A 25,756-nucleotide genomic window follows, 5' to 3' on the forward strand; every position below is an offset into this window, starting at 1 on the left:
TCGGTTTAGGGAGTGCCGCATGCTTCAGGCCACACCGCTCACCGAGGGATGGATCCTGCGGCACGAGGGGGTCGAGCTCCCGGCCGTGGTGCCGGGCTGCGTGCACACCGATCTGCTGGCGGCCGGAGTGATCCCGGATCCGTTTCTCGGCCGCAACGAGACCGAGGTCGCGTGGGTGGGGCGGCGGGAATGGACGTACGAGACGGAGCTGCCGGAGACGAACGGGCACGAGCAGACCGACCTCGTCTTCGACGGCCTCGACACCGCGGCCGAGATCCTTCTCGACGGCCAAGTCCTCGGCCGGACACGGAACATGCACCGCTCGTACCGCTTCGACGTGACCGGCCTCAGCGGGCGGCTCGCGGTGCGGTTCGTCTCCGCCTACGCCGAGGCCGAGGCCGTACGCGGGCAGGTGGGCGAGCGGCCCGCCGCCTATGCCGAGCCCTACCAGTACATCCGCAAGATGGCCTGCTCCTTCGGATGGGACTGGGGGCCGACCCTGGTGACGGCCGGGATCTGGCGGCCGGTGCGGCTGGAGCAGTGGTCGACGGCCCGGATCGCGCGCGTACGGCCGCTGGTGACCGTGGAAGACGGCCTGGGGCGGGTCGAGTTGGCCGTCGAGGTTGAGCGGACCAGGGTCGAGGCGCCGCTCGCCGTGGAGGCGACGGTCGGCGGGGTGCGGGCGCGGGCGGAGATCGACGGGACGACCGGGACCGTACGCCTCGAGGTCCCGGACGTGCGGTTGTGGTGGCCGCGCGGGTACGGCGAACAGCCCCTGTACGACATCGAGTTGGCGCTCCTGCACGGCGAGCAGGCGTTGGACGCGTGGCGGCGCCGGATCGGCTTCAGGACCGTCGAGCTGGACCGGCGGCCCGACGCGCACGGCAGCGGGTTCACCTTCGTCGTCAACGGCGAGCGGCTCTTCGCGCGGGGCGTGAACTGGATCCCGGACGACGTGTTCCCGTCCCGGATCAGCCGGGACCGGTACCGCGAGCGGCTGCGGCAGGCGGCCGACGCCGGTGTGGACCTGGTGCGGATCTGGGGCGGCGGGATCTACGAGAGCGAGGACTTCTACGACGCCTGCGACGAGCTCGGGCTGCTGGTCTGGCAGGACTTCCCCTTCGCATGCGCGGCCTACCCGGAGGAGCAGCCGCTGCGGGGCGAGGTGGAGGCGGAGGCCCGCGAGAACGTCGTACGGCTGATGCCGCATCCCTCGCTGGTGCTGTGGAACGGCAACAACGAGAACCTGTGGGGGTTCCGGGACTGGGAATGGGAGCCGCGCCTCGCCGGGGACTCCTGGGGCGAGGGGTACTACCTGGGCGTACTGCCGCGGGTGGTGGCCGAGTTGGATCCGACGCGGCCGTATACGGCGGGCAGCCCGTGGTCGGGGTCCTGGAACCGGCATCCGAACGATCCGGCGCACGGCACGCACCACTCGTGGGAGGTGTGGAACCGGGAGGACTACGCCGACTACCGGCTCCAAGTGCCGCGTTTCGTCGCCGAGTTCGGCTGGCAGGCACCGCCCGCGTACGCCACGCTGCGGCGCGCGCTGCCCGGTGAGGAGCTCACGCCGGACTCCCCCGGGATGCTGCACCACCAGAAGGCGGACGACGGCAACGGCAAGCTGCGGCGCGGGCTGGAGCGGCATTTCGCCTTCCCGGAGGGCGACTTCGACCGCTGGCACTACCTCACCCAGGTCAACCAGGCCCGTGCGGTCGCCGCCGGGATCGAGCACTGGCGGTCGCACTGGCCGGTGTGCGCGGGCACGGTGGTCTGGCAGCTCAACGACTGCTGGCCGGTGACCTCCTGGGCGGCGATCGACGGGGACGGACGGGAGAAGCCGCTCTACCACGAGCTGCGACGGCTGTACGCGGACCGACTGCTCACGCTTCAAGTCCGGGAGCGAGGGCTGGTGTTGGCGGCTGTCAATCAGGCGGCGGAGAGCTGGAACGGCACGCTGACGCTGCGGCGGATGTCCGTCGAGGGCGGGGTGATCGGTGAGTCGAGGGTGGGGCTGGTGACCGAGGGGCGGGCGGTCGCCCATGTCGACGTCCCACGGGAGCTGGAGCCCGTCGGGCCGAAGGAGTTCCTGGTCGCGGACGCATGGGGGTCTCCCCGCTCATGGGGGTCCCCCCGCTCATGGGGGTCCCCCCGCTCGAGCGAAGCCGAGAGTGGGGGAGAAGCCGAGAGTGGGGGAGGGCTGCGCGCCCTGCACTTCTCGGCGCCGGACCGCGAGATCCCGTATCCCCGGCCGGAGTTCGAGGTCGCGCTCGTGCCGGGCGGGATCGAGGTGACGGCCCACACCCTCGTACGGGATCTGCTGCTGCAGGCCGACCGGCTGGATCCGGCGGCGCGGGCCGACCGGGGGCTCGTCACGCTGCTGCCCGGCGAACGGGTCACCATCGGGGTGCGCGGCTGGCAGACTCCGGATGCCGAGACGGCACGATCAGCCCTGTACTGCATGGAGCCCCACCGATGACAGGACTCTCCGCTCCTCGCGTCACCATCAAGGACGTCGCCGCGCGCGCCGGCGTGTCCAAGGGGGCGGTCTCCCTCGCCTTCAACCACAAGCCGGGGCTGTCGGAGGCGACCCGGGACCGGATCTTCCGGGCCGCGCAAGAACTGGGCTGGGCGCCGAGCCTGACCGCCCGGACGCTGGCCGGCTCGCGCGTGGACGTGGTGGGACTGGCGATCTGCCGGCCCGCCCGGTTGCTCGGGCTCGAACCCTTCTACATGGAGTTCATCTCGGGCGTGGAGAGCGTCCTGACCGAGCGGTCCTGCTCGCTGCTGCTGCGGCTCGTACGGAGTCTGGAGGAGGAGGTCGGGCTCCAGGAGTCGTGGTGGCGGGGCCGACAGATCGGCGGGTCGATCCTCGTCGACTTCCGCGCGGACGACCCCCGGGTGGCGGCGGTCGAGCGGCTCGGGATGCCGGTGGTCGCCGTAGGGCACCCCTCGCTGACCGGCGGCCTCACCTCCGTGTGGACCGAGGACGCCACCGCGGTGACGGAGGCGGTGCGCTACCTCGCCGCGCTCGGGCACCGGCGGATCGCCCGGGTCGGGGGCGCGGCGGCCCTCGGGCACACCTCCATGCGGACCGCCGCCTTCGACGAGGCCGCCCGGGCACTGGAGCTGGCCGGGGCCTGGCAGGTGGCCACCGACTACTCCGGGGAGGCGGGGGCGCGCGCGACACGGTCACTGCTCACAGCCGGGCCGCCGGACCGGCCGACGGCGATCGTCTACGACAACGACATCATGGCCGTGGCCGGGCTGTCGGTGGCCGCCGAGATGGGCCTGAGCGTGCCGGACGACGTCTCCCTGCTGGCCTGGGACGACTCCCAGCTGTGCCGGCTCACCCACCCGACGCTCTCCGCGATGAGCCACGACGTGCACGGATTCGGGGCCGACGCGGCCCGGACGCTGTTCGGGGTGATCACGGGAGAGGGGCCGGGGTCGCATCCGGTGCCGACTCCCGTACTGACCCCACGGGGTTCGACGGCTCCCCCGAAGGTGTGATCTCAGGTGTGACCTTCACCGCTGGCGGCCTGGGGGACTGTGCAGCTACGTTACTCATAAGTAGCATGGGTTCTGAGCGCGCGCTCAGCGCATCGCAGCAGTGCAGATCCCGCACCTGGAGGAGAGCCATCGTGCCTCGTACCGTCAGGGACGTCGTCTTCGTCGACGGCGTCCGCACCCCGTTCGGCAAGGCGGGCCCGAAGGGCATCTACCACGAGACCCGTGCCGACGACCTTGTCGTGAAGGCGATCCGGGAGCTGCTGCGCCGCAACCCCGGTCTCGACCCGAAGAAGATCGACGAGGTCGCCATTGCCGCGACCACACAGATCGGCGACCAGGGCCTCACCATCGGCCGCACGGCAGGCATCCTCGCCGGTCTCCCGCAGTCGGTCCCCGGCTACTCCATCGACCGCATGTGCGCGGGCGCCCTGACCGCCGTGACCACCACGGCCGGTTCCATCGCCTTCGGCGCGTACGACGCCGTCATTGCCGGCGGTGTCGAGCACATGGGCCGCCACCCCATGGGTGAGGGCGTGGACCCGAACCCGCGGTTCGTGAGCGAGAAGCTGGTCGACGAGTCCGCCCTGTTCATGGGCATGACCGCCGAGAACCTGCACGACCGCTACCCGCACATCACCAAGCAGCGCGCCGACGAGTACGCGGTGCGCTCGCAGGAGAAGGCCGCCAAGGCGTACGCCAACGGCAAGATCCAGGCCGACCTGGTCCCGATCTCCGTACGCCGTACCAACGCCGAGGCGGGCGAGACGGGCTGGGGCCTGGTCACCGCCGACGAGCCGATGCGTCCGGGCACCACCCTGGAGAACCTGGCCGGTCTCAAGACCCCGTTCCGCGTCCACGGCCGGGTCACCGCCGGTAACGCGGCCGGTCTGAACGACGGCGCCACCGCCTCGATCATCGCCTCCGAGGACTTCGCCCGCGAGAACAACCTCCCGGTGAAGATGCGCCTGGTCTCCTACGCCTTCGCGGGCGTCGAGCCCGAGGTCATGGGCTACGGCCCGATCCCGGCGACGGAGAAGGCCCTCGCCAAGGCCGGTCTGTCGATCGAGGACATCAACCTCTTCGAGATCAACGAGGCCTTCGCCGTCCAGGTCCTGGCCTTCCTCGACCACTACGGCATCGCCGACGACGACGCGCGCGTCAACCAGTACGGCGGCGCCATCGCCTACGGTCACCCGCTGGCCTCCTCCGGCGTCCGCCTGATGACGCAGCTGGCCCGCCAGTTCGAGGAGCAGCCGAACGTCCGCTACGGCCTGACCACGATGTGCGTCGGCTTCGGCATGGGCGCCACCGTCATCTGGGAGAACCCGCACTTCGAGGGGGACAAGTGAGCACCACCGCTGAGCTGTTGAAGGGTGCGTCCGACCTCTTCCCGGACGAGGTCGTCACCCAGGCACACGTACGCCACTTCGACCTGCCGTTCGGCGCTGGTCGCTTCGCCCTGATCACGCTGGACAACGGCCTCGACCACACCAAGCCGACCACCTTCGGACCGGCCTCGCTGGCGAACCTCAACACCGCCATCGACCAGGTCGAGAAGGAGGCCGCGGCCGGCGAGATCGTCGGTGTCGGCATCACCGGCAAGCCGTTCATCTTCGCGGTCGGCGCCGACCTCAAGGGCGTCGAGCTGCTGAAGCGGCACGAGGACGCGCTCGCCATCGGCAAGGGTGGCCACGAGGTCTTCAAGCGCCTGTCCGCGCTCGCGGTCCCGACCTTCGCGTACTACAACGGTGCCGCGATGGGCGGCGGCGTCGAGGTCGGTCTGCACTGCGAGTACCGGACCGTCTCGAAGGCCATCGCGGCGTTCTCGCTCCCCGAGGTCTTCCTCGGTCTGGTCCCGGGCTGGGGCGGCTGCACGCTGCTGCCGAACCTGATCGGCGCCGACAAGGCCGTCTCGGTCATCATCGAGAACTCGCTCAACCAGAACAAGCAGCTCAAGGGCCAGCAGGTCTTCGACCTCGGTATCGCCGACGCGATCTTCGAGGGCGCGGACTTCCTGGAGCAGTCGCTGATCTGGACGGCTCAGGTGCTGAAGGGCGAGATCGAGGTCGAGCGCCCGGTGATCGACCGCGGTGAGGCCTGGGACCAGGCCGTCGCCAAGGGCCGCTTCATCGCGGACAGCAAGGTGCACGGGGCCGCTCCGGCCGCCTACCGCGCCCTCGACATCATCGCCGCCGCCAAGAACGGCGACCTCCAGCAGGGCTACGACGCCGAGGACAAGGCGCTCGCCGACCTGATCATGGGTGGGGAACTGCGCGCCGGTATCTACGCGTTCAACCTGGTGCAGAAGCGCGGCAAGCGTCCGGCCGGCGCGCCCGACAAGAACCTGGCGCGTCCGGTCACCAAGGTGGGCGTCGTGGGCGCGGGCCTCATGGCCTCGCAGCTCGCGCTGCTCTTCCTGCGCCGCCTGGAGGTGCCGGTCGTGCTGACCGACATCGACCAGGAGCGCGTCGACAAGGGTGTGGGCTACGTCCACGCGGAGATCGACAAGCTGCTCGGCAAGGGCCGTATCAACCAGGACAAGGCCAACCGCCTGAAGGCCCTGGTCACCGGTGTGCTGGACAAGGCCGAGGGCTTCGCGGACGCGGACTTCGTCATCGAGGCGGTCTTCGAGGAGATCGGCGTCAAGCAGCAGGTGTTCGCGGAGGTCGAGGCGGTCGCCCCGGCGCACGCGATCCTCGCCACCAACACCTCCTCGCTGTCCGTGTCCGAGATGGCGTCGAAGCTGAAGAACCCCGAGCGGGTCGTCGGCTTCCACTTCTTCAACCCCGTCGCCGTCCTGCCGCTCCTCGAGATCGTCCGCGGTGAGCAGACCGACGACGCCTCGCTGGCCACGGCGTTCGCCGTCGCCAAGAAGCTGAAGAAGACGGCGGTTCTGGTCAAGGACGCCCCGGCGTTCGTCGTGAACCGCATCCTCACCCGCTTCATGGGCGAGATCCAGAACGTCATCGACGAGGGCACCCCCGTCGAGGTCGCCGAGAAGGCCGTGGAGCCGCTCGGTCTGCCCATGTCGCCGCTGGTGCTCCTGGAGCTGGTCGGCCCGGCGATCGGTCTGCACGTCTCCGAGACGCTCAACAAGGCGTTCCCGGACCGCTTCAAGGTCTCCCCCAACCTCAAGGCGGTCGTGGACGCGGGCAAGCGCGGCTTCTACGTCTACGACAGCGGCAAGCCCGAGTTGGACCCGGAGGTCGCCGCGCTGCTGAAGCAGGGCGACACCGTGCTGACCGAGGAGCAGGTGCGGGCGCGCGTCCTGGACGCGGTGGCGCAGGAGATCGGGCTGATGCTCGACGAGGGCGTCGTCGCCGAGCCCCAGGACATCGACCTCTGCCTGATCACCGGTGCGGGCTGGCCCTTCCACCTGGGCGGCATCACGCCGTACCTGGACCGCGAGGGTGTCTCCGAGCGCGTGAACGGCAAGAAGTTCCTGGCTCCGGGCGTGGCGAGCGTCCCGGTGTAACGCGTCACCCCTGGTCGCCTCTGAGGGGGGTGGGGCGCATGGTAACGATCCATGCGCCCCACCCCCTTTCCCATGCCGAGACGGATAGGATCCTCACACAATCCGACCACTTGTTTACATTGCTCTGACGGTTGTGGCCCACGCACCGATCAGTGTCGTGCGAAGGAGTTTCCGTGGCGACCACCCGCCGCCGCCCACCCCGACGTCGGGTCTGGCCCAAGATCAGGCTGCTCCTGGTGATCTGCGTGGTCGCCGCCGGTGCCACGGCGCTGTATCCCGTGTGGAAGGCGGCGAACCCGGACCCGCCGGAGCTCACCGTCCGGTACCGCACCGACACCCCGGACACGGCCGAGGCGGCCAAGCCGTCTCTTGAGATCTTCAACGACTCGAAGCAGCCGCTGCCGCTCGGCGATGTGACGCTCCGGTACTACTTCACCGCGGACGGGAGCTCGCCGTACGCCTTCAACTGCGTCCAGGCCGCCGTCGGCTGCTCGAACATCTCCGGGACCGTCACGAAGCTGGACAAGTCCGCCGAGCACGCCGACCACTACCTGGAGCTCCGGTTCACCGAGGCCGCGGGCACGCTGAAGCCCGGCGGCAACAGCAAGGGCATCGACGTCCAGCTCTTCCGCGCCGACCACAAGGAGCTGGACCAGTCCAACGACCGCTCCTTCGACGCCGAGAAGACCACCTACAAGGAGTCGAAGACGGTCACCGCCTACAAGCGGGGCGTCCTCGCCTGGGGCGACGAGCCGGACAGCGGCGGCGAGAAGGGGGCGTCGGCCAAGGCGTCCGCCGCGCCCGCCCCGGTGCCGGACGCCCCGGCCGGGGTACTGTTCGACAACTTCCACTACACCGGTGCCAAGGACCCCGCGCTGTTCAAGCACGGCTGGCTGGTGCGCAGCAGCAAGGGCGGCCCCGGCATCGAGAACACCTGGTCGGCCGACGGGGTCACGTTTCCGGCGGAGAAGGACGCCCTGGCCGACGGCCAGGTGCTCAACCTGCGCGCCGCCACCGACGGCACCAAGTCCGGCACCCAGCAGGCGAGCCTGGGCACCGCGAGCCGCGAGTTCCGCGACGGGACGTACGCCGCCCGGATCCACTTCAGCGACGACCCGACCGAGGGCGAGGGCGGCGACCACGTCAACCAGACCTTCTACACCATCGGCGGCAGCGGCAAGACGTACAGCGAACTCGACAACGAGTACATGCCGAACGGCGGTTGGGGCCGGCTCGGCCCCAAGCTGGACACGGTGAGCTGGTACGACCACGAGTCGAACGACCGCGTCTACACCACGACGAACAAGAGCCTCGACGGCTGGCACACCGTGATGATCACCGTCCAGGACGACAAGGTGACCTACCGCGTGGACGGCAAGAAGCTGTTCACCAGCAGCGGCAAGTACGCCCCGCGCTCGGGCATGTCGGTCAACTTCAACCACTGGTTCGTCGACCTGCCGTTCAAGGGCGACCGTGCGTGGGACATGAAGGTGGACTGGCTCTACTACAACGCAGGCGACGTCTTGACCGTCAAGGAAGTCGACAACGCGGTCAAGGAATACAGCGACAACGGCATGAACTACTTCGACACCGTCCAGCAGTCCCGTTGAGGCAAGGAGCAACCTCGTTGAGCAAGGAGCGACACCGTGGCCAAGGCAGCCGGCTGAGCCGGCGCGCCGCGCTGCTCATGGGCGGCACGGGAGGTGTGGCGCTGGCAGGCGGCGGTGCCTGGCTGGGCAACGTGGCGGCCCAGCCCGCGGCCGCCGAGGCGGCCGAGGCGGCCATCGGCGGCCTCACCACTCCCCCGGCCTACGCCCCGTCGGGGCGCCGCCCCAAGTACCGCCGGGCCACCTGGTCCCAGCAGTTCCAGGCCTCCCACGGCTGGACGCCGGGGGGCGCGGGCACCGCGTCGGCCGAGGCGAACGACACGTCCGCCTTCGTACGTGGGACCCAGTCGGTCCGCGTCACCACCAACGGCACCGGCAAGCAGTCGTACGTCCGCAAGACCGGTATGACCGCGCTGAACCTGACCAACAAGATGATCAGGCTGGTGTTACGGGTCGACGACGTGACCAACCTGTCCAAGCTGGTCTTCTATCTGGGCAGCGGCTCCCTCGCGAACCACTTCTCCTGGACGTTCCACGCGCATTCCAAGACGGCGGCCAACTACGTCCAGTCCGGGGAGTGGGTGACGGTCCACCTGCAGTGGGCCGATGTCACCAGCGCGGCCGGAACGTACTCGGTCTCCGCCTCCGGCACACCGTCCACCAAGACCGGCTTCACCGATATGTCGTTCGCCGTGTACGACAACGCGGGTGGTCCGGTGACCTACCGGCTGCAGGCCGTCGAGGTGGTACCGGACACCGCCACGGTCTTCCCCAAGGGCGTCGTCTCCCTCACCTTCGACGACTCCCACAAGTCGGTCCACGACCTGGCCCGGCCGGTGATGGACTCCTACGGCTACTCCGGCACGGTCTACAACATCGCCGACGCGATCGGTACCGGCAGCTTCCTGACGGTCGGCCAGATGCGCTCGATGCAGGACTACTCCGGCTGGGAAATGGCCGGGCACTCATACGCGAACGCCACCCACACCGCCAGTTATCCCAAGCTGACCGCGGAGCAGGCGGACGAGGACTTCCGGAAGCTGCGCGAGTGGCTGGTGGGCAACGGCTTCTCCAGCGAGCACTTCGCCTACCCGCACGGCGCGTTCCAGAAGACGTCGGACGGCGTTCCGGTGGACCTGATCGCGAGCCGGCACTTCACCACGGCCCGGTCGATCATCTCCGAGACGATCGAGTCCTTCGCCCCGGCGATGCCGTACCGCCTCAAGGCGCTGACCGGCATCAACGACGGCACGGGCATCGGTGGTACGGCGCTGTCGAAGGTGACCGGCGCGGGCGGCCGGCTCGACCGCTGCGCGAACAACGGTGACTGGCTCATCCTGTGCCTGCACAAGGTCGTCGAGGGCGCTCCGGCGACCAGCACGGAGATCGGCAAGGCCGGTCTCACCGCGCTGATGAAGGCGATCGACGACCGGGGCATCCCGGTGCTCACGGTCGAGGAGGCGATGGCCTACTACACGTGAGGCCCGCGCACGAGAAGAGAGGGGCGGCCGTACGGCCGCCCCTCTCTTGCGCGTCTGTGCTGCTGTGCTGCTGTGCTTACCAGCCCTGTCCGTGCCCCTGGCCGTTGCCCTGCTGCCAGGACGGGTCCACATAGCCGCCCTGTTGTTGCTGAGGGTTGTACCCCTGTTGGTAGGGGTCGGCGGCCCACTGCTGCTGTCCGGCCGTCGTCGGCGTCCCCCAGGTGACGGGCTGCTGCGGTACGTGCGCGTGCTGCTCGTCGTAACCGGGCAGCGGCTGCGGCTGGGTGGGGATCCCGCCCGGCGGGCGGGGCCGGGTGCGCAGGGCCACGCCCTCTAGGCGCATCAGCTGGAGCGTCTCGGTGACCTTCTTGTCGGAGTACGGGTCCTCTTCCTCGAAGATCTCCGTCACATCGGCCTCGTGGTCGCCGGCCACGGACACCTCGACGCCGCCCTGGCGGGTGCCCCAACTGCCCTTGTGCAGGGTGAACAGGGCGTAGAAGCGCAGCGGGGTCAGCAGGGTCAGCTGGATCACGCCGTAGATCGGCGCGAGCAGGAACATGCCGAACCGCTTGATGAAGCCCATGCCGCGGCGCGGGAAGTCGAGGTACCGCACATTGCGCAGGTACCCCATGAGCACCATGAAGATGAGGTAGTCGCCGATGTGGTTGACGAACTGCTCGGGCTTGATGATCGGCAGGATGACCATCGAGTAGAACATCGCCGAGCCGAAGACCAGCCACAGCGCCAGTTCCATGCAGGTCAGCCAGAACGCGGGCCGGTACTTCTTCTGGTGCCGGAAGGCCCACAGGGACTCGCGGAAGAAGGACTTGTTCCAGCGGACCTGCTGGCGCAGGAAGTGCGGCAGCTTCTCGGGGACGGCCGTGTAGCCGACGGCGGTCTCCTGGAAGACGACCTGGCCTTCGATCAGGCAGTAGTTGGTCATGCGGCGGTCGTCGCCGAAGACGGCCGGCTTGCCCAGGAACTGCTGGTTGAGGAAGTCCGGCAGGTACTTGCGGACCAGCGTGCCGCGGTAGGCGGAGAGCGCGCCGCAGCAGCACAGGACCGACTTCAGGCGCGAGTACGCGGCCCGCTCGAAGAGGAAGGAGTTGCCGTAGCGCAGGTCTTGGAGGCGGGTGAAGATGTTGCTGTCGTGGTTGAGCGCGAGGACCATGCCCGTGGAAGCCATGATCTTCTCGTCGGCCAGCGGGAGCAGCAGCTCGCGGACGGTGTCCCGGGACAGGACCGTGTCCGAGTCGACGCAGAGGAAGATGTCCGAGTACGGGGCGGCCTCGAAGCCCAGCGCGAGCGCCTCGCGCTTGCCCTTGTTCTCGGGCTGCACGCTGACCGTGTACTTGACGCCCTTGGCCTCGAACTCGCGGCGCATCTTCTTCGCCGCCCTGATGCCGGAGTCGTTGGCGCTGGCGTCGTCGATGATGTGGATCTCGTTGGGCAGGCGGCTCTGCGCGAGGAGGCTGCGCATGCCCTGCTCGAACATCACCGGGTCCTCGTTGTAGATCGGGATGACCGCGGTGACCCAGGCGTTCTCCAGGTACTCCAGCTCCTCCCGCCCGGCCTTGGCCGGACGGTAGAAGAGGGCGCCGAACATCTTCAGGGACAGCAGGCCCATGGCACCCATCGAGTACAGGTGCAGGGAGCCGGCGTCGAGCCGGGTGGCGATCAGCGCTGCCAGACCGAGGAAGACGATGTACGAGACCTTCAGGTGCCGGCGCTTGCGGTGCGCCCGGCGGCCTCCGGAGTCGACGGCTCCGGGTATGAACGTGTCCTCGGAAGTCACAGCTTGACCACCCGGGGGTGATCGGCGGACTTGCCCCGGGTGTCGAAGAGCGCCCGGGCGCGGTCGGCGAGCACGTCCAGGTCGATCTCGCGGTGCGGCTGGAGCAGGATGGTGAGGTCGGCGGAGGCGGCCTCGGCGAGGTAGTCGTCGACGCGCCGCACGCTCGCGCCGCCGACCTGCCAGTCCGTGACGCGCGGGTCGAAGTAGACGAGTTCGGCGCCGCGCGCGAGGAGGTTCTCCGCGACGGCCATCGCCGGGCTCTCCCGCTGGTCGGAGATGTCCGCCTTGTACGTCACGCCGAGCAGCAGGACGCGGGAGCCGCGGACCGCCTTGCCCTGGTCGTTGAGGAGGTCGGCGGCGCGGTTGACCACGTGCACGGGCATGCGCTGGTTGATCTCCTGCGCCAGCTCCACGAAGCGGAACGGGATGCCCAGCGAACGGACCTTGTACGACAGGTAGTTGGGGTCGATCGGGATGCAGTGGCCGCCGACGCCCGGGCCCGGGTAGAAGGGCGCGAAGCCGAAGGGCTTGGTGGAGGCGCAGCGGATCGCGTCCCACAGGTCCACGCCGATCTCACGGCAGAACATCGACATCTCGTTGACGAGGGCGATGTTCACATGCCGGTAGGTGTTCTCCAGCAGCTTGGCCATCTCGGCCTCGCGGGTGCCCTTGGCCTCGACGACGCGGCCCACGAAGCGCTCGTACAGGGCGCGGGCGGCCTTGGTGCAGTCGGCGGTGATGCCGCCGACGACCTTGGGCGTGTTCTCCAGGCCGAAGGAGGGGTTGCCCGGGTCGATGCGCTCCGGGGAGAAGGCGAGGTGGAAGTCCGTGCCCACGCGCAGGCCACCGGACTCCAGGCGCGGGCGGACGACCTCGTCGGTGGTGCCCGGGTACGTCGTCGACTCCAGCACCACGAGCGTGCCGGGCCTGAGGTGGGCCGCGATGTCGTCCACGGCGGCGTGTACCGCGCCGAGGTCGGGGGCGCCGTGGTCGGTGAGCGGGGTGGGGACGCATATGACGACCGCGGCGGCGTCGGCGATGACCTCGGGCCGGTCGACGGCCTCGAAGCCCTGGCGGAGCATGGCGCGCACTTCGGCGTCGGTGATGTCGTCCACGTGCGAGCTTCCGGCGTTCAGCCCGTCGACCACGCGTCGGCTGCGGTCGAGACCCACCACCTTCATGCCCGCGGCAGCGGCGGAACGGGCCAGCGGCAGCCCCACGTAACCGAGTCCGACAACGACAAGATCCACCGTGGAGGATCTGCTCACGACAACATTCCCAACCCCGTTCCGGCGTCAGCCGGGTGCCGGTGCTACATCGGTCTCCCGATAATTCGAACAAACGAAGGGAGGCTAGCAAGCATTTTCACCTTTTAACCACAGCTTCTTAAAGTTTCCTGAGTGCCACTTGTCACGCATCGGCCCATACAACCCTCGCTGTGCCTCATGTGTCTCTGGTCCCTGATGCGTCACCTGTCACGGAACCAGGGCGTCCTGCGGGGGTGTCAGACCTGCCGCCAGGCCTCCAGCGCGAGGCCCGGCTCGTCCTTGCGACGGGTGAGGAGCAGCTGTCCACTCGTCGGCGAGAGCGTGGCCGCGACCACCCGGTCGTCCTCGTCCACCGCAAGGGACACCTCGGCGTCCGCGGGGAGTTGGGGTCCCGACTCGGTCCACCAGGCGCCGGCCGACTCCTGCTCGGTGGGGTAGGCGGCGAAGGCGACCCGGCCGCTCGCCGAGCGCTGGGCGAGCAGCGTGCAGTCGTGGCCGTCGAGTTCGCAGCGGACGGCACAGACCGGGCCGGGCCCGGCGGAGGCGATCAGGGTGACCGGCTTGGCGCCGGGGCGCCAGGCGCACAGGTCGCCGGAGGTGTCGGTGTAGAAGAGGGTGGTGCTCTCCTCAGATGTGGCGAGCGCGTGAAGGGTGCCGGGGCGGACCGGGGCCTCGATCGCCTCCTGAAGGACCGGCACGGCGCCCGGCTCCTCCTGCCGCCAGTGCAGGATGCCGGCAGGGGTGGCCGCGTACAGCTCGACGCGTCCGGACTCCCCCGTCACGGCCGCCAACTCCTCTTGTACGTCACTCCCCTTGAGGTCGCGCCACGGGCCCCAGCCGCCCTTCTCCTTCTGGCCGAGCATGCTGACGCCGCCGCCCTTGTTGCGGACGAAGACATGGGCGCGGCCCTGGGCGTCGACCGTGACGGCGGGCGTGCCGGTGGGCGTGCCCTTTTTGTCGGGGTGTCCGATCGGGATCCAGTCGAGGGCGGCGAGCCGGGGCCGGAAGTGCGTGGAGTGGACGAGGCCGGACTCACCGCGGGCGGTGGGCCGCCAGGAGACCAGATGGGCGTAACCGTCGGCGCCCTGCCCGACCGCGAGCGGGGGGTGCAGCTTCTGGTCGCCGCCCACGCGACGGGGAGCGTCCCAGAGGCCGCCGGGTCCCCGCTCCGCCCGGCACAGGACGGCGTCGCCCGCGGGCAGATACACACTGAGCCGGCCGTCGCGGCCGCGGATGAGCCAGTCGCCGTTCACCAGTTCACTTTAAGCAAGGGGGAGCGCCGGGCGTGTTCCGGCCCCCGGCTGTCTACCGTCGAGGCCAGGAGCGACAGGCTGTACGCGAAGCCGCACGACAGGTCGTGTGAGAAGCCGTACGAGAAGCCGTTACTAGAAGCCGTACGAGAACAGGAAGCCGACGTCATGACCGACACCCTCACCGTGAGCGTCCTGGGCACCGGGATCATGGGGGCCGCGATGGCCCGCAACCTCGCCCGCGCCGGACACACCGTCCGCGCCTGGAACCGCACCCGCGACAAGGCCGAACCCCTCGCCGCCGACGGCATCGAGATCACCGACACGCCCGCCGGGGCCGTCCGGGGCGCCGACGTCGTCCTGACCATGCTGTACGACGGTCCGGCCGCCCTCGGTGTCATGCGCGAGGCCGCGCCCGCGCTGCGCTCCGGCGCCGCGTGGGTGCAGTCGACGACCGCCGGCATCGAGGCGATCGGCGAGCTGGCCGGTTTCGCCCGCGAGCACGGCCTGGTCTTCTTCGACGCGCCGGTGCTGGGCACCCGGCAGCCCGCCGAGGCGGGGCAGTTGCTCGTCCTGGCCGCCGGTCCGAGTGAGCACCGGGGAGCCGTGGCGCCCGTCCTGGACGCCGTCGGCGCGCGCACGTTGTGGACCGGCGAGGACGGCGCGGCCGGCAGCGCTACCCGGCTGAAGCTGGTCGCCAACAGCTGGGTGATCGCCACCACCAACGCGGTCGGTGAGGTCCTGGCGTTGGCGAAGGCCCTGGAGGTGGATCCGCAGAGCTTCTTCGACGCCATCGCGGGCGGGCCGCTCGACATGGGCTACCTGCGCGCGAAGGCCGGGCTGGTCCTCAACGACCAGTTGTCCCCGGCGCAGTTCGGGGTGGCCACGGCCGCCAAGGACGCCCGTCTGATCGTGGAGGCGGGCGAGCGGTACGGGGTCCGTCTCGACGTGGCCGCCGCGAGCGCGGCGCGGCTGGAGCGGGCTGCTGCGCAGGGGCATGGCGAGGAGGACATGGCCGCCGCGTACTTCGCGAGTTTCGACGAGAAGCGGGAGGAGTGACGTGCCGGTCCGCCGGCTCGGTCGACCGTGGGACCCTGACCGTATGGACGACGACTCCCCCCTGCTCGTGATCGTGGACGCCGCGAACGTCGTCGGGTCGGTGCCCGATGGTTGGTGGCGGGACCGGCGGGGGGCCGCGGAGCGGCTGCGGGACCGGTTGGCGGTGGACGGGGTGCCGGGGCATACGGGGCCGGTGGAGCTCGTGCTCGTGGTCGAGGGGGCGGCGCGGGGGGTGGAGTCGGTGCCCGGGGTGCGGGTGGAGTCGGCGCCGGGGAGTGGGGACGATCACATGGTCGAGCTGGTGGCGGGGGCCGGTGAACGGTCTGTTCTGGTGGTTACGGCGGACCGGGAACTGCGGGGGCGGGTGCGGGAGTTGGGGGCGGATGTGCTGGGGCCACGGGCTGTTCGGCCGTGAGGTGGCCGGGGTTGGTGCTGGGCGGGGGTGGGTGCGCAGCCCGGCGCTGCGGGGTGCCGCCTGCGCCCACCCGTGCCGCCCCAGCGGCACGACTGCCCGCAGGCTAGGTGACATACCGGGCCGGTGAGGGGACCTCTCGGTTACTCGGTGTCGCCCGGCTTCGGTTTCATCACTTCGCCGACCGTGGTCTCCTCGTGTCGGCCGAGGCGGCTGTGGGAGCGGCCGTAGAGGAAGTAGACGAGGAAGCCGGCCGCCATCCAGATGCCGAACCGGACCCAGGTCTCGGCGGGGAGGTTCAGCATCAGCCACAGGGAGGCGCACACCGACAGGATCGGGATGAACGGCACCCACGGGGTGCGGAAGGCGCGGTGCAGGTCGGGGCGCGTCTTGCGGAGGATGAGTACGCCGATCGCGACGACCACGAAGGCGAACAGGGTGCCGATGTTCACCAGTGCGGCGAGTTCGTTCAACGGGGTGAAGCCCGCGAGGACCGCGATGCTCACGCCGAGCACGATGGTCGGCCGGTGCGGGGTCTTGAACCGGGGGTGGACGCGCGAGAAGAAGCGGGGCAGCAGTCCGTCGCGGCTCATCGCGAAGAAGACACGGGTCTGGCCCAGGAGAAGGATCATGCAGACCGTCGTCAGGCCGACCGCCGCGCCGAAGCTGATGAAGCCCGCGTACCAGGGATGCCCGGTGGCCTTGAACGCGTCGGCGAGCGGCGCGTCGACGGACAGTTGGCTGTAGTGCTGCATGCCGGTCACGACGATCGACACGGCGACGTACAGGGCCGTACAGATGAAGAGGGAGCCGAGGATGCCGCGCGGCATGTCGCGCTGCGGATTCCTGGTCTCCTCGGCGGCCGTGGCCACGACGTCGAAGCCGATGAAGGCGAAGAAGACGACGGAGGCGGCGGTGAAGATGCCCATCACGCCGAAGTTGGAGGGCGCCCAGCCGAACATCAGCTGGATCAGTGGGGCTTGGAGGCTCTCCCCCGGCGGCACGTCCTGCGCCTTCGGGATGAACGGGTCGTAGTTGTCGCCGTCGATGAAGAAGGCACCCGCGATGATCACGACGAGGACGACCGTCACCTTGATGGCGACGACGAGCGAGGTGATCCGCGCGGACAGCTTCATACCGAGGACGAGGATCGCGGTGAGCACCAGGACCAGGGCGGCGGCGAGGATGTCGAAGCCGAAGTCACCGGCGCCCTGTCGGCTTCCCAGCGCCGCGGGCATCTCCCAGCCCGCGTTGTCCATGAGCGACTGGATGTAGCCGGACCAGCCGACGGCGACCACCGCCGTGCCGAGCGCGAACTCCAGGACCAGGTCCCAGCCGATGATCCAGGCGGGCAGTTCGCCGAGGGAGGCGTACGAGAAGGTGTAGGCGGAGCCTGCCACCGGGACCGTGGAGGCGAACTCGGCGTAACAGAGCGCGGCGAGCGCGCAGACGACGCCGGCCGCGGCGAAGGCCAGGGCGACGGAGGGGCCGGCGTTGTTCTTGGCCACCGTGCCGGTGAGGACGAAGATGCCGGTGCCGATGATGACGCCGACGCCGAAGACCGTCAGATCCAGCGCGGACAAGGATTTCTTGAGCGCGTGTTCTGGTTCCTCGGTATCGAGGATGGACTGCTCGACCTTCTTCGTCCGGAAGAGGGTGCTGCTCACGGGTACCTCCCACGCTGTGTCGTCCTCGACATGATCGAGAGGGGGCGTAGTCCGTATGCCCCGGCGCGGGCGGATTCACGCGGACGGGCCGCTGCCACCACTCTTCGCAGTGGTGGCAGCGGCCCGTTCAGGCGTGTCGTACCGTGTCGCCTCAGTCGCGTGCGGGCTCCACGGAGTCGACCTCGGCGGCCGTGCTGCCGTACCGGCCGTACCGGCCGTCCAGCCTGGAGACCAGACCGGTGACCTGGCGGGCGATGTCGGGCGCGGTGAGCCCGATCTCCGCCATGACCTCGGCGCGGGAGGCGTGGTCGAGGAAGCGCGGGGGGATGCCGAAGTCGCGCAGCGGGACGTCGACGCCCGCGTCGCGCAGGGCCTGCGCGATCGTCGAGCCGACGCCGCCGACACGGGAGTTGTCCTCGACGGTGACGACCACGCGGTGCCGCTCGGCGAGCGGGGCCATGGCCTCGTCGACGGGCTTCACCCAGCGAGGGTCGACGACGGTGGTGGAGATGCCCTGCTTGTCGAGGAGGGAGGCGATCTCCAGGCACATGGGAGCGAGAGCGCCCACCGACACCAGCAGCACGTCGGGGGTGTCGGTACCGGGCTCACGCAGCACGTCCATGCCGCCCACACGCCCCACGGCGGGTACGGCGGGACCGACCGCGCCCTTCGAGAAGCGCACCACGGTGGGCGCGTCGGCGACCTCGACGGCCTCCCGCAACTGCGCACGCACCTGGTCGGCGTCGCGCGGCGCGGCCAGCCGGAGCCCCGGCACGACCTGGAGGATCGACATGTCCCACATGCCGTTGTGGGAGGCGCCGTCGGTGCCGGTGATGCCGGCCCGGTCCAGGACGAACGTCACACCGCACTTGTGCAGGGCGACGTCCATCAGCACCTGGTCGAAGGCACGGTTGAGGAAGGTGGCGTACACGGCGAAGACCGGATGCAGACCGCCCGCGGCGAGGCCCGCCGCGGAGACGGCGCCGTGCTGCTCCGCGATGCCGACGTCGTAGATGCGGTCCGGGAAGGCGTCCGCGAACTTCTTCAGGCCGACCGGCTGCAGCATCGCCGCGGTGATGGCGACGATGTCCTCGCGCTCCTTGCCGAGCGCGACCATCTCCTCGCCGAAGACGGAGGTCCAGTCGGCGCCCGAGGCCTTGATCGGCAGGCCCGTGTCCGGGTGGATGGGGCCGATGCCGTGGAAGCGGTCGGCCTCGTCCTGGAGTGCGGGCTGGTAGCCGCGGCCCTTCTCGGTCAGGCAGTGCACGATGACGGGGCCGCCAAAGCGCTTGGCGCGCGCGAGCGCCGACTCCAGGGCCTCGATGTCGTGTCCGTCGATCGGCCCGACGTACTTCAGCCCCAGGTCCTCGAACATGCCCTGCGGCGCGATGAAGTCCTTCAGCCCCTTCTTCGCCCCGTGCAGGGTCTCGTACAGAGGCCTTCCGACGACCGGAGTCCGCTCCAGCACTTCCTTCGTCCGGGCGAGGAACCGCTCGTACCCGTCGGTGGTCCGCAGCGTCGCCAGATGATTGGCGAGCCCGCCGATCGTGGGGGCGTACGACCGCTCGTTGTCGTTGACGACGATGACCAGCGGGCGGTCCTTGGCGTCGGCGATGTTGTTGAGCGCCTCCCAGGCCATACCGCCGGTCAGGGCGCCGTCACCGATCACGGCGACCACGTGGTCGTCCCGTTCGAGGATCTGGTTGGCCTTCGCGATGCCGTCGGCCCACCCCAGGACCGTCGAGGCGTGGCTGTTCTCGATGACGTCGTGCTCGGACTCGGCCTGCGACGGATAGCCGGACAGGCCGCCCTTCATCTTCAGCTTGGAGAAGTCCTGACGACCGGTGAGCAGCTTGTGCACGTAGGACTGGTGACCGGTGTCCCAGAGCACCTTGTCCTTGGGCGAGTCGAACACCCGATGCAGGGCGATGGTGAGCTCGACCACACCGAGGTTGGGGCCGAGGTGGCCGCCGGTCTTGGAGACGGCGTCGACGAGGAAGGTCCGGATCTCCTCTGCCAGCTGGTCCAGCTGCTCCAGGCTGAGCCGGTCCAGATCACGCGGTCCCCTGATGCGGGTCAGCAGCGGCACCCGTGCCTCCTTGCAGTAGAGCTGATCGAGCTGTTGCCGGGCTTGTCGAGTCTAATGTTCCGCCTCCGCGACCAGCGCCCGGGCGGTGCGTCGTATGTCACGCGTCGGCTGTACCCAAGTTGCGCCGTTCCTACGACATGACTCTGCCCGGCACCGCCATTGGTGCCGGGCACAGGGTTCTTTCAAAGCAGCGGGACCGCAACACCCTCAGGGGCGCGGGGGACTGCGCGACCAGCCACAACGGACCAGCACTCGCAACCGAACCCGCACCCCTACGTCGCGACAGCGCTACGCACGCCCCGCAGCCTTCTGACTCCTGCGCGAGACGGAGTCGATGACCACGGCGCCCAAGAGCACCGCACCAGTGATCATGTACTGAATCGACGTGTTCATGTTCAGCAGGTCAAGACCCGTCTGAATCGACTGAATCACCAGCATGCCCAGCAGCGCCGACCACACGGACCCGCGCCCACCGAAGAGGCTCGTACCGCCGATGACGGCGGCGGCGATCGCCAGCATCAGCGTGTTGCCGCCGCCCGACGTCAGCGACGCACTCTGCGTCTGCCCGGCGAAGAACATCCCGCCGATCGCCGCGAACCCACCCGCGATGGCGAACACGGTGATCCGCACCAGCGACACGTTGATACCCGCACGCCGCGCCGCCTCGACCCCACCGCCGACCGCGAACACCTTGCGGCCGAACGGCGTACGCCGCAGCACGAAGTCCACGATCACCAGGCAGGCGAGGAAGATCACCAGCGCGTTGGACACACCCGCGGAGGAATTCAGGACGTACGCGGCGACGAACGCGGCCACGGCGAGCGCGCCGACGCGCAGAGCGATCTCACCGGTGGTGCGGAAGGGCACCCCGGCGGCCTTGCGGCGGCCCTGCTCGATGAGCGAGCCGGCGAGCAGGGAGGCGACACCGAGGGCGGCCAGCAGGTAGGCGCCGATGATGGCCTGGTCCATGAAGAAGGAGCGCTGCCCGAGGAGGTGCACCGGACCGGTGTCCGGGATGTTGATGGTGCCGGTCGAGCCGAGCAGCCACAGCATCAGGCCGTTCCAGCCGAGGAAGCCGGCCAGGGTCACGACGAAGGCCGGTACACCGATCTTGGCGAAGAACCAGCCGTGCAGCGTACCGACGCCGATGCCGACCAGCACGGTCAGTACCAGGCTGAGCCAGGCGTTCATGTCGTGATTGACCACGAACACGGCGAACAGGGTGGACGCGAGGCCGCTGACGGAGGCGACGGACAGGTCGATCTCGCCGAGCAGCAGCACGAACACCAGGCCGATGGCGAGCATGCCGGTGGCCGACAGGTAGAAGCTGATGTTGGACAGGTTCTCGGCGCTGAGGAACCGGTCGTTCTGTACCTGGAAGATCGTCCAGATGACGATCAGACCGACGACGACCGGCAGGGAGCCGAGCTCGCCGCCCTTCAACTTCCGCTTGAACTCGGTCCAGTAGCCCTTCAGGCCCTCTTCCCGGATCAGCAGACGCGGGTCGACGACGGTGACCGGCGCGGCCGTGGGGTCGTCCGCCGGGGCGACGGTCTGCTGGGACACCGGCTCCGGATCCTGCTTCACGGTCTTGGACGTGTCACTCACTTTGCCGCCTCCGTGGTGCGCCCCGCACGACGGGTCACGGCGTTGTCCGTGGCACCGGTGATCGCGGCGATGATCTCTTCGTGGGTGGTGTCCTTCACCGGGAAGAACCCGTTGTTCTTGCCCAGGCGCAGGACGGCGACGGTGTCCGCGACCGCCTTGACGTCGGCCATGTTGTGGCTGATGAGGATGACGCCGAGGTTGCGCTCGCGCAGCCGCTCGACCAGGTCGAGGACCTGCGCGGTCTGCTCGACGCCCAGGGCGGCGGTGGGCTCGTCGAGGATGACGACCTTGGGGTCACCGATCAGGGCGCGCGCGATGGCGACGACCTGGCGCTGGCCACCGGAGAGGCTCGCGATCGGGATGCGCACGCTCGGGATGCGGATGGAGAGCGTGGCCAGCAGCTCGCGGGCCTTCTGCTCCATCGTCACCTCGTCGATGATGCCGCGGCGCAGCAGTTCCCGACCGAGGTAGAGGTTGCCGACGACATCGAGGTTGTCGCACAGCGCGAGGTCCTGGTAGACGGTCGCGATGCCGAGTCCCTGGGCGTCGTTCGGCTTGTCGATGCTGACCGGCTTGCCCTCCCACTCGATGACGCCCTCATCGATGGGGTGCACACCCGCGATCGTCTTGACCAGGGTGGACTTTCCTGCGCCGTTGTCGCCGACCAGGGCGACCACTTCTCCGGCGTGAACCTCCAGTTCGACATCGGTGAGGGCCTGCACCGCACCGAATCGCTTGGAGACTCCGCGCAACGCCAACACGGGCGTAGCGGACACGTGAACCATCTCCTTCGCCGCCTGACCGGCGGGGATGCCGCGCTTGGGGAAATGCGCGGAGAGTTGTGCTCGAAGCATCGATTTACAAGAGGAACATGCGCACGGCCGATGCCAGTTGGCAACGGCTGCGTGCGTCATGTCTTCCGTCCGGTGCCCGCCCCACAGCGGGGTCTGGAGGTGGGGCGGGCACCGGACAGGCTCTGCGGCCTGCCACTGGGGCGGCGACTACTGCAGGCCGGCGGCCTTGCAGCCGGCGGCGTAGGCCCCCGTGCAGATCTCGGCGACGGTGTAGAGCTTGTCCTTGACCACCGTGTCCTTGATGTTGTCCTTGGTGAGCGTGACCGGGGTCAGCAGCTGCGAGGGCACCTTTTCGCCGGAACCGCTGGTCTGCGTCGTGGTGGCCAGGGAGTCGATGCTCTTGCCCTCCAGCAGGTTGACGGCCAGCTGGGCGGCCGCGTCGGCCTCCGGCTTGTACGCCTTGTAGATCGTGCTGGACTGGGTACCGGCGAGGATCCGCTGGATGCTGGTGAGCTCCGCGTCCTGACCGGTCAGCGGGACGTCACTGATGCCGGCGCCCTTGAGGACGGTGGCGATACCGCCGGCCATGCCGTCGTTGGCCGAGTAGACGCCCGCGATGTTCTTCGCGCCCAGCTGCGTGATGGCGGCGGACATCTTCTGGGCGGCGACCTTGTCGTCCCAGTCACCGGCCTGCTCGTAGGCGATGTCGACCTTGCCGTCGAGGACCTTGTGGGCGCCCTTCTTGAACAGGGCGGCGTTCGGGTCGGAGGCCAGACCGTTGATCATGACGACCTTGGACTTCGGGGTGGCCTTGTCGCCCATCGTGTCGAGCAGGGACTGGCCCTGAAGCTCGCCGACCTTCTCGTTGTCGAAGGACACGTACGCGGAGACGGGACCCTGGGCGAGGCGGTCGTAGGCGATGACCTTGATGCCCTTGTCGACGGCGGCCTGTATGGACGACTTGATGGCGGCGGAGTCCACGGCGCTGATCGCGATGACCTTGACGCCCTTGGTGATCATGCTGCTGACCTGCTGGGCCTGGGTCGCCGCGCTGCCCGCCGCGTTGGCGTACTCCAGCTTGCAGTCGGCGCAGAGTTCCTTGACCTTGGCATCGAAGTACGGCCTGTCGAACTTGGCGTACCGAGTGGTGACACTGTCGGGCAGGAGCAGGCCGATCGACTTGGAGTCCGAGCTGCTGCCGCTGTCCGAATCACCGTCACCGGCCTTGCCGCAAGCGGCGGTCGAGACGGCGAGGGCCGAGACCACAAAAGCAACGGCGGCACGACGCATACGCGTGTTCACTTGAGAAACCTCCCTGACGAGGCCGCGACATTGCGGCCGAGGTGGCTGGAAGTCAACTCGGCCATACGTGCGACGTCAAGAAGTAAATCCTTAACGGGTTGGCAACGGTGCCATCCGTTCTCTAAGTGAAGGCGGGTGCGGCAGCGTGCAGGGTGCTGTCCAAAAGGGTTGAATCACCCATCTCACTGAGGGCGAGAGCGAGTGCTCCGAGCACCTCCGCGCGGCCGCCAAGAGCCCCGGGAAGAATGGAGAGTTGGCGCGCCGCGCTGGGGATGGCATAGCGGCCGACGGACTCCCTGATCGGCCCGAGGACCAGCTCACCGGCCTCGGCGAGATCACCGCCGAGGACCACCCGGCTCGGGTTCAGCAGGTTGCAGAGATTGGCGACTCCGCTGCCGATGTGACGGCCGACGTCGGCGATCACCCGACGGCAGCCCGGGTCTCCGTCCCGCGCCAGCCGTACGACGCCTTCCATCGTCAGGTCGGTGCCGTGGCTGGACTGGAGCAGCGGCAGGACGTAGCGCGCGGCCGCGAAGGTCTCCAGGCAGCCGCGGTTTCCGCAGCGGCAGACCGGGCCGGATTCGTCGAGTGTGATGTGTCCGATCTCCCCCGCTGTGCCGCCGGGGCCCCGGTAGATCTTCCCGTTGATCACCAGGCCCGCGCCGACACCGCTCGCGACCTTGATGTACGCCAGGTCGCGCACCCCCCGGCCGCTGCCCCAGACCAGCTCTCCGAGGGCGCCGAGGTTGGCGTCGTTGTCCACGTGCACCGGCACGCCGAGGCGCCCGCGCAGTTCCTCGGCGGGCTTGGTGCCGGTCCAGCCGGGCAGGATGGCGGTCGAGCCCAGCGTGCCGGACTCGACGTCGATCGGGCCGGGGACGCCGAGGCCCACGCCGGCGATCTTGGAGCGGTCCACTCCGGTGGCCTCGATCAGCCGGGTGACCAGCTGTTCCGCCCGGTCGAAGCCCTGCGTGGAGGAGGCGTCCACGTCCAGCGGCTCGGACTCCTCGGCGAGCACCTGGTGGGCGAGGTTGCCGACCGCCACGCGCAGGTGGGTGTGCCCGAAGTCGACACCGATGACGATGCCGGCGTCCCCGCTCAGCGAGACGCTGCGGGCTCGGCGGCCGCCCGCCGATGTGGGCGTGACCTCGACGGTTCCGCCGTCCTTGAGCTCCCGCACGATGTTGGAGACGGTGGCCGCGGACAGGCCCGTCGTCCGCGCGATCTCCGCCTGCGTGAGCGACCCGGCCAGCCGCACGGCTCGTACGACCCGCTCCAGGTTGGCTCGGTGCAGCGACGACTGCGACCCCGGAGTCTCCACGACGACCTCCTGCGCGCGGGACCGCTTCGATGAGGCCCCGTCTATGTCCAACTAGTGAACTCTAAGCTGAGCCGTTCGGGTCGCCTCCCGTCAAGAGGTTGAACCGCATCCGCGTCTTTGCACACAGCAACGGAGCACCGCGCCCGGAGCCGGGAGCGGCGCCCCTGTGGGCGGAGGATGCCGCGCCCTACTTCAGCGCCCCCGCCGTCAGCCCCTGCACCACCTGTCGCTGGAAGATGATGTACGCGGCGAGCACCGGCAGCATCGCCATGACCAGGCCCGCGAACAGACCCGACCAGTCACCCTTGTACCCCTGGCTGACCGCGAGCTGCACCAGGCCCTGGGTGAGGACGCGCTTGTCCGGGTCGGTGTTGAGCACCGTCGGCAGCATGTACTGGTTCCACTGCCCGAGGAAGTTGAAGATCCCCACGCTGACCAGGCCGGGCTTGGCCATCGGCAGCATGATCTGGAAGAACGTCCGGGAGTGCGAGGCGCCGTCCACGAAGGCCGCCTCCGCCACCGAGGTCGGCAGCGTGCGGAAGAACGCGGTCAGGAAGAACACCGTGAACGGCAGCGAGTAGGCGATGTAGACCAGGATCAGGCCGTGGATCGTGTTCAGCAGGCCCATGTTGTTCACGACGTAGAACAACGGGACCAGCGCCAGCATGATCGGGAAGCTCATGCCGCCGATGAACAGGTAGTAGATGAACCGGTTGCCCGGGAAGTCGAAGCGGGCCAGCACGTACGCCGCCATGGAGCCGAGTACCAGCGTGCCGATGAGCGAGCCCCCCACCACCAGGACGGTGTTGAGGAAGTAGTCGCTCATGTTGGCCTCGGTCCAAGCCCGCGACCAGTTGTCGAAGTGCAGTTTGTCCGGCAGCGACCAGGGCGAGCCGAAGATGGAACTGTCGTCCTTGAAGGACGTCATCACCGCCCACAGCAGCGGCAGGACGACCATGATCGCCCAGAGGACCAGGATCCCGTGCGAGAAGACGTTGAGGGTGGTGCCCTCCTTCTTCTCCTTGGGGGGCGGGCCGGCCGGGGCGTCGACCTTGGCGACGGGCGCACCGGGCTCGGCCGGTACGGGGGCGGGGGTCTCGGTCGTCTTCATCTGA

Annotated in this window: 18 protein-coding genes; 8 read left to right on the forward strand and 10 right to left on the reverse strand. The window is 69.2% G+C overall.

Annotated elements, in window-relative coordinates:
- Positions 1 to 19 precede the first annotated feature (19 nt).
- The 6 genes from CLM62_RS35775 (at position 20) to CLM62_RS35800 (ending at position 10,076) form a co-directional block, all read left to right on the forward strand.
- Complete coding sequence (locus CLM62_RS35775; protein ID WP_095754053.1) at positions 20 to 2,479, forward strand: glycoside hydrolase family 2 protein; 2,460 nt, start codon at positions 20 to 22, stop codon at positions 2,477 to 2,479.
- On the forward strand, positions 2,476 to 3,513 hold the full coding sequence (locus CLM62_RS35780; RefSeq protein WP_095754054.1) for a LacI family DNA-binding transcriptional regulator: 1,038 nt from the start codon (positions 2,476 to 2,478) through the stop codon (positions 3,511 to 3,513). Before CLM62_RS35775 ends, CLM62_RS35780 begins: the two co-directional genes overlap by 4 nt.
- A gap of 131 nt (positions 3,514 to 3,644) precedes the next feature.
- Positions 3,645 to 4,862 (forward strand): acetyl-CoA C-acyltransferase, encoded by a 1,218-nt coding sequence (locus CLM62_RS35785; protein WP_095754055.1) that lies wholly within the window; start codon positions 3,645 to 3,647, stop codon positions 4,860 to 4,862.
- Positions 4,859 to 6,988: a 3-hydroxyacyl-CoA dehydrogenase NAD-binding domain-containing protein gene (locus CLM62_RS35790; protein ID WP_095754056.1), complete on the forward strand. Its 2,130-nt coding sequence runs from the start codon at positions 4,859 to 4,861 to the stop codon at positions 6,986 to 6,988. Before CLM62_RS35785 ends, CLM62_RS35790 begins: the two co-directional genes overlap by 4 nt.
- Positions 6,989 to 7,161: 173 nt before the next feature.
- The gene (locus CLM62_RS35795) at positions 7,162 to 8,598 is read left to right on the forward strand and encodes a cellulose binding domain-containing protein (protein ID WP_095754057.1); all 1,437 of its coding nucleotides are present in this window, start codon (positions 7,162 to 7,164) and stop codon (positions 8,596 to 8,598) included.
- A gap of 17 nt (positions 8,599 to 8,615) precedes the next feature.
- The gene (locus tag CLM62_RS35800; RefSeq protein WP_257004282.1) at positions 8,616 to 10,076 is read left to right on the forward strand and encodes a polysaccharide deacetylase family protein; all 1,461 of its coding nucleotides are present in this window, start codon (positions 8,616 to 8,618) and stop codon (positions 10,074 to 10,076) included.
- Positions 10,077 to 10,152: 76 nt separating this feature from the next.
- Here the strand turns inward: CLM62_RS35800 and CLM62_RS35805 are convergent, their stop codons facing one another.
- The 3 genes from CLM62_RS35805 to CLM62_RS35815 all read right to left on the reverse strand — a co-directional run bounded on the left by CLM62_RS35805 (position 10,153) and on the right by CLM62_RS35815 (position 14,392).
- Positions 10,153 to 11,871 (reverse strand): glycosyltransferase, encoded by a 1,719-nt coding sequence (locus CLM62_RS35805; protein ID WP_095754058.1) that lies wholly within the window; start codon positions 11,869 to 11,871, stop codon positions 10,153 to 10,155.
- Positions 11,868 to 13,139, reverse strand: a complete 1,272-nt coding sequence (locus CLM62_RS35810) for a nucleotide sugar dehydrogenase (protein ID WP_095754059.1) — start codon at positions 13,137 to 13,139, stop codon at positions 11,868 to 11,870. The genes CLM62_RS35805 and CLM62_RS35810 overlap by 4 nt, the downstream gene beginning before the upstream one ends.
- 236 nt (positions 13,140 to 13,375) lie before the next feature.
- Positions 13,376 to 14,392 carry a hypothetical protein gene (locus CLM62_RS35815; RefSeq protein ID WP_095754060.1) on the reverse strand — a complete coding sequence of 339 codons (1,017 nt, stop codon included), beginning with the start codon at positions 14,390 to 14,392 and terminating at the stop codon, positions 13,376 to 13,378.
- Positions 14,393 to 14,557: 165 nt separating this feature from the next.
- Here CLM62_RS35815 and CLM62_RS35820 point away from each other — a divergent pair, with 165 nt between their 5' ends.
- Both CLM62_RS35820 and CLM62_RS35825 read left to right on the forward strand, forming a co-directional pair.
- Positions 14,558 to 15,448: an NAD(P)-dependent oxidoreductase gene (locus CLM62_RS35820; protein ID WP_095754061.1), complete on the forward strand. Its 891-nt coding sequence runs from the start codon at positions 14,558 to 14,560 to the stop codon at positions 15,446 to 15,448.
- 43 nt (positions 15,449 to 15,491) lie between these two features.
- On the forward strand, positions 15,492 to 15,863 hold the full coding sequence (locus CLM62_RS35825; RefSeq protein WP_095754119.1) for an NTP pyrophosphohydrolase: 372 nt from the start codon (positions 15,492 to 15,494) through the stop codon (positions 15,861 to 15,863).
- Between the two features lie 140 nt (positions 15,864 to 16,003).
- Here CLM62_RS35825 and CLM62_RS35830 read toward each other — a convergent pair whose 3' ends face one another.
- The 7 genes from CLM62_RS35830 to CLM62_RS35860 all read right to left on the reverse strand — a co-directional run bounded on the left by CLM62_RS35830 (position 16,004) and on the right by CLM62_RS35860 (position 25,752).
- Complete coding sequence (locus CLM62_RS35830; protein WP_095754062.1) at positions 16,004 to 17,527, reverse strand: amino acid permease; 1,524 nt, start codon at positions 17,525 to 17,527, stop codon at positions 16,004 to 16,006.
- Positions 17,528 to 17,678: 151 nt separating this feature from the next.
- Positions 17,679 to 19,616 (reverse strand): 1-deoxy-D-xylulose-5-phosphate synthase, encoded by a 1,938-nt coding sequence (gene dxs, locus CLM62_RS35835; protein ID WP_095754063.1) that lies wholly within the window; start codon positions 19,614 to 19,616, stop codon positions 17,679 to 17,681.
- A gap of 288 nt (positions 19,617 to 19,904) precedes the next feature.
- Positions 19,905 to 21,224 carry a sugar ABC transporter permease gene (locus tag CLM62_RS35840; RefSeq protein ID WP_095754064.1) on the reverse strand — a complete coding sequence of 440 codons (1,320 nt, stop codon included), beginning with the start codon at positions 21,222 to 21,224 and terminating at the stop codon, positions 19,905 to 19,907.
- Positions 21,221 to 22,009, reverse strand: coding sequence for an ATP-binding cassette domain-containing protein (locus CLM62_RS35845; protein ID WP_095754065.1), 789 nt, complete (start codon positions 22,007 to 22,009; stop codon positions 21,221 to 21,223). The genes CLM62_RS35840 and CLM62_RS35845 overlap by 4 nt, the downstream gene beginning before the upstream one ends.
- Positions 22,010 to 22,225: 216 nt before the next feature.
- Positions 22,226 to 23,308, reverse strand: coding sequence for a sugar ABC transporter substrate-binding protein (locus CLM62_RS35850; protein ID WP_095754066.1), 1,083 nt, complete (start codon positions 23,306 to 23,308; stop codon positions 22,226 to 22,228).
- 133 nt (positions 23,309 to 23,441) lie between these two features.
- Entirely contained in the window at positions 23,442 to 24,641 is a 1,200-nt protein-coding gene (locus CLM62_RS35855) for an ROK family transcriptional regulator (RefSeq protein ID WP_095754067.1), read from the reverse strand.
- 187 nt (positions 24,642 to 24,828) lie between these two features.
- Positions 24,829 to 25,752, reverse strand: coding sequence for a carbohydrate ABC transporter permease (locus CLM62_RS35860; protein ID WP_095754068.1), 924 nt, complete (start codon positions 25,750 to 25,752; stop codon positions 24,829 to 24,831).
- Positions 25,753 to 25,756: the final 4 nt, after the last annotated feature.

Source organism: Streptomyces sp. SA15 (genome assembly GCF_002291145.1).
In the GTDB taxonomy this organism is placed as follows: Bacteria; Actinomycetota; Actinomycetes; order Streptomycetales; family Streptomycetaceae; genus Streptomyces.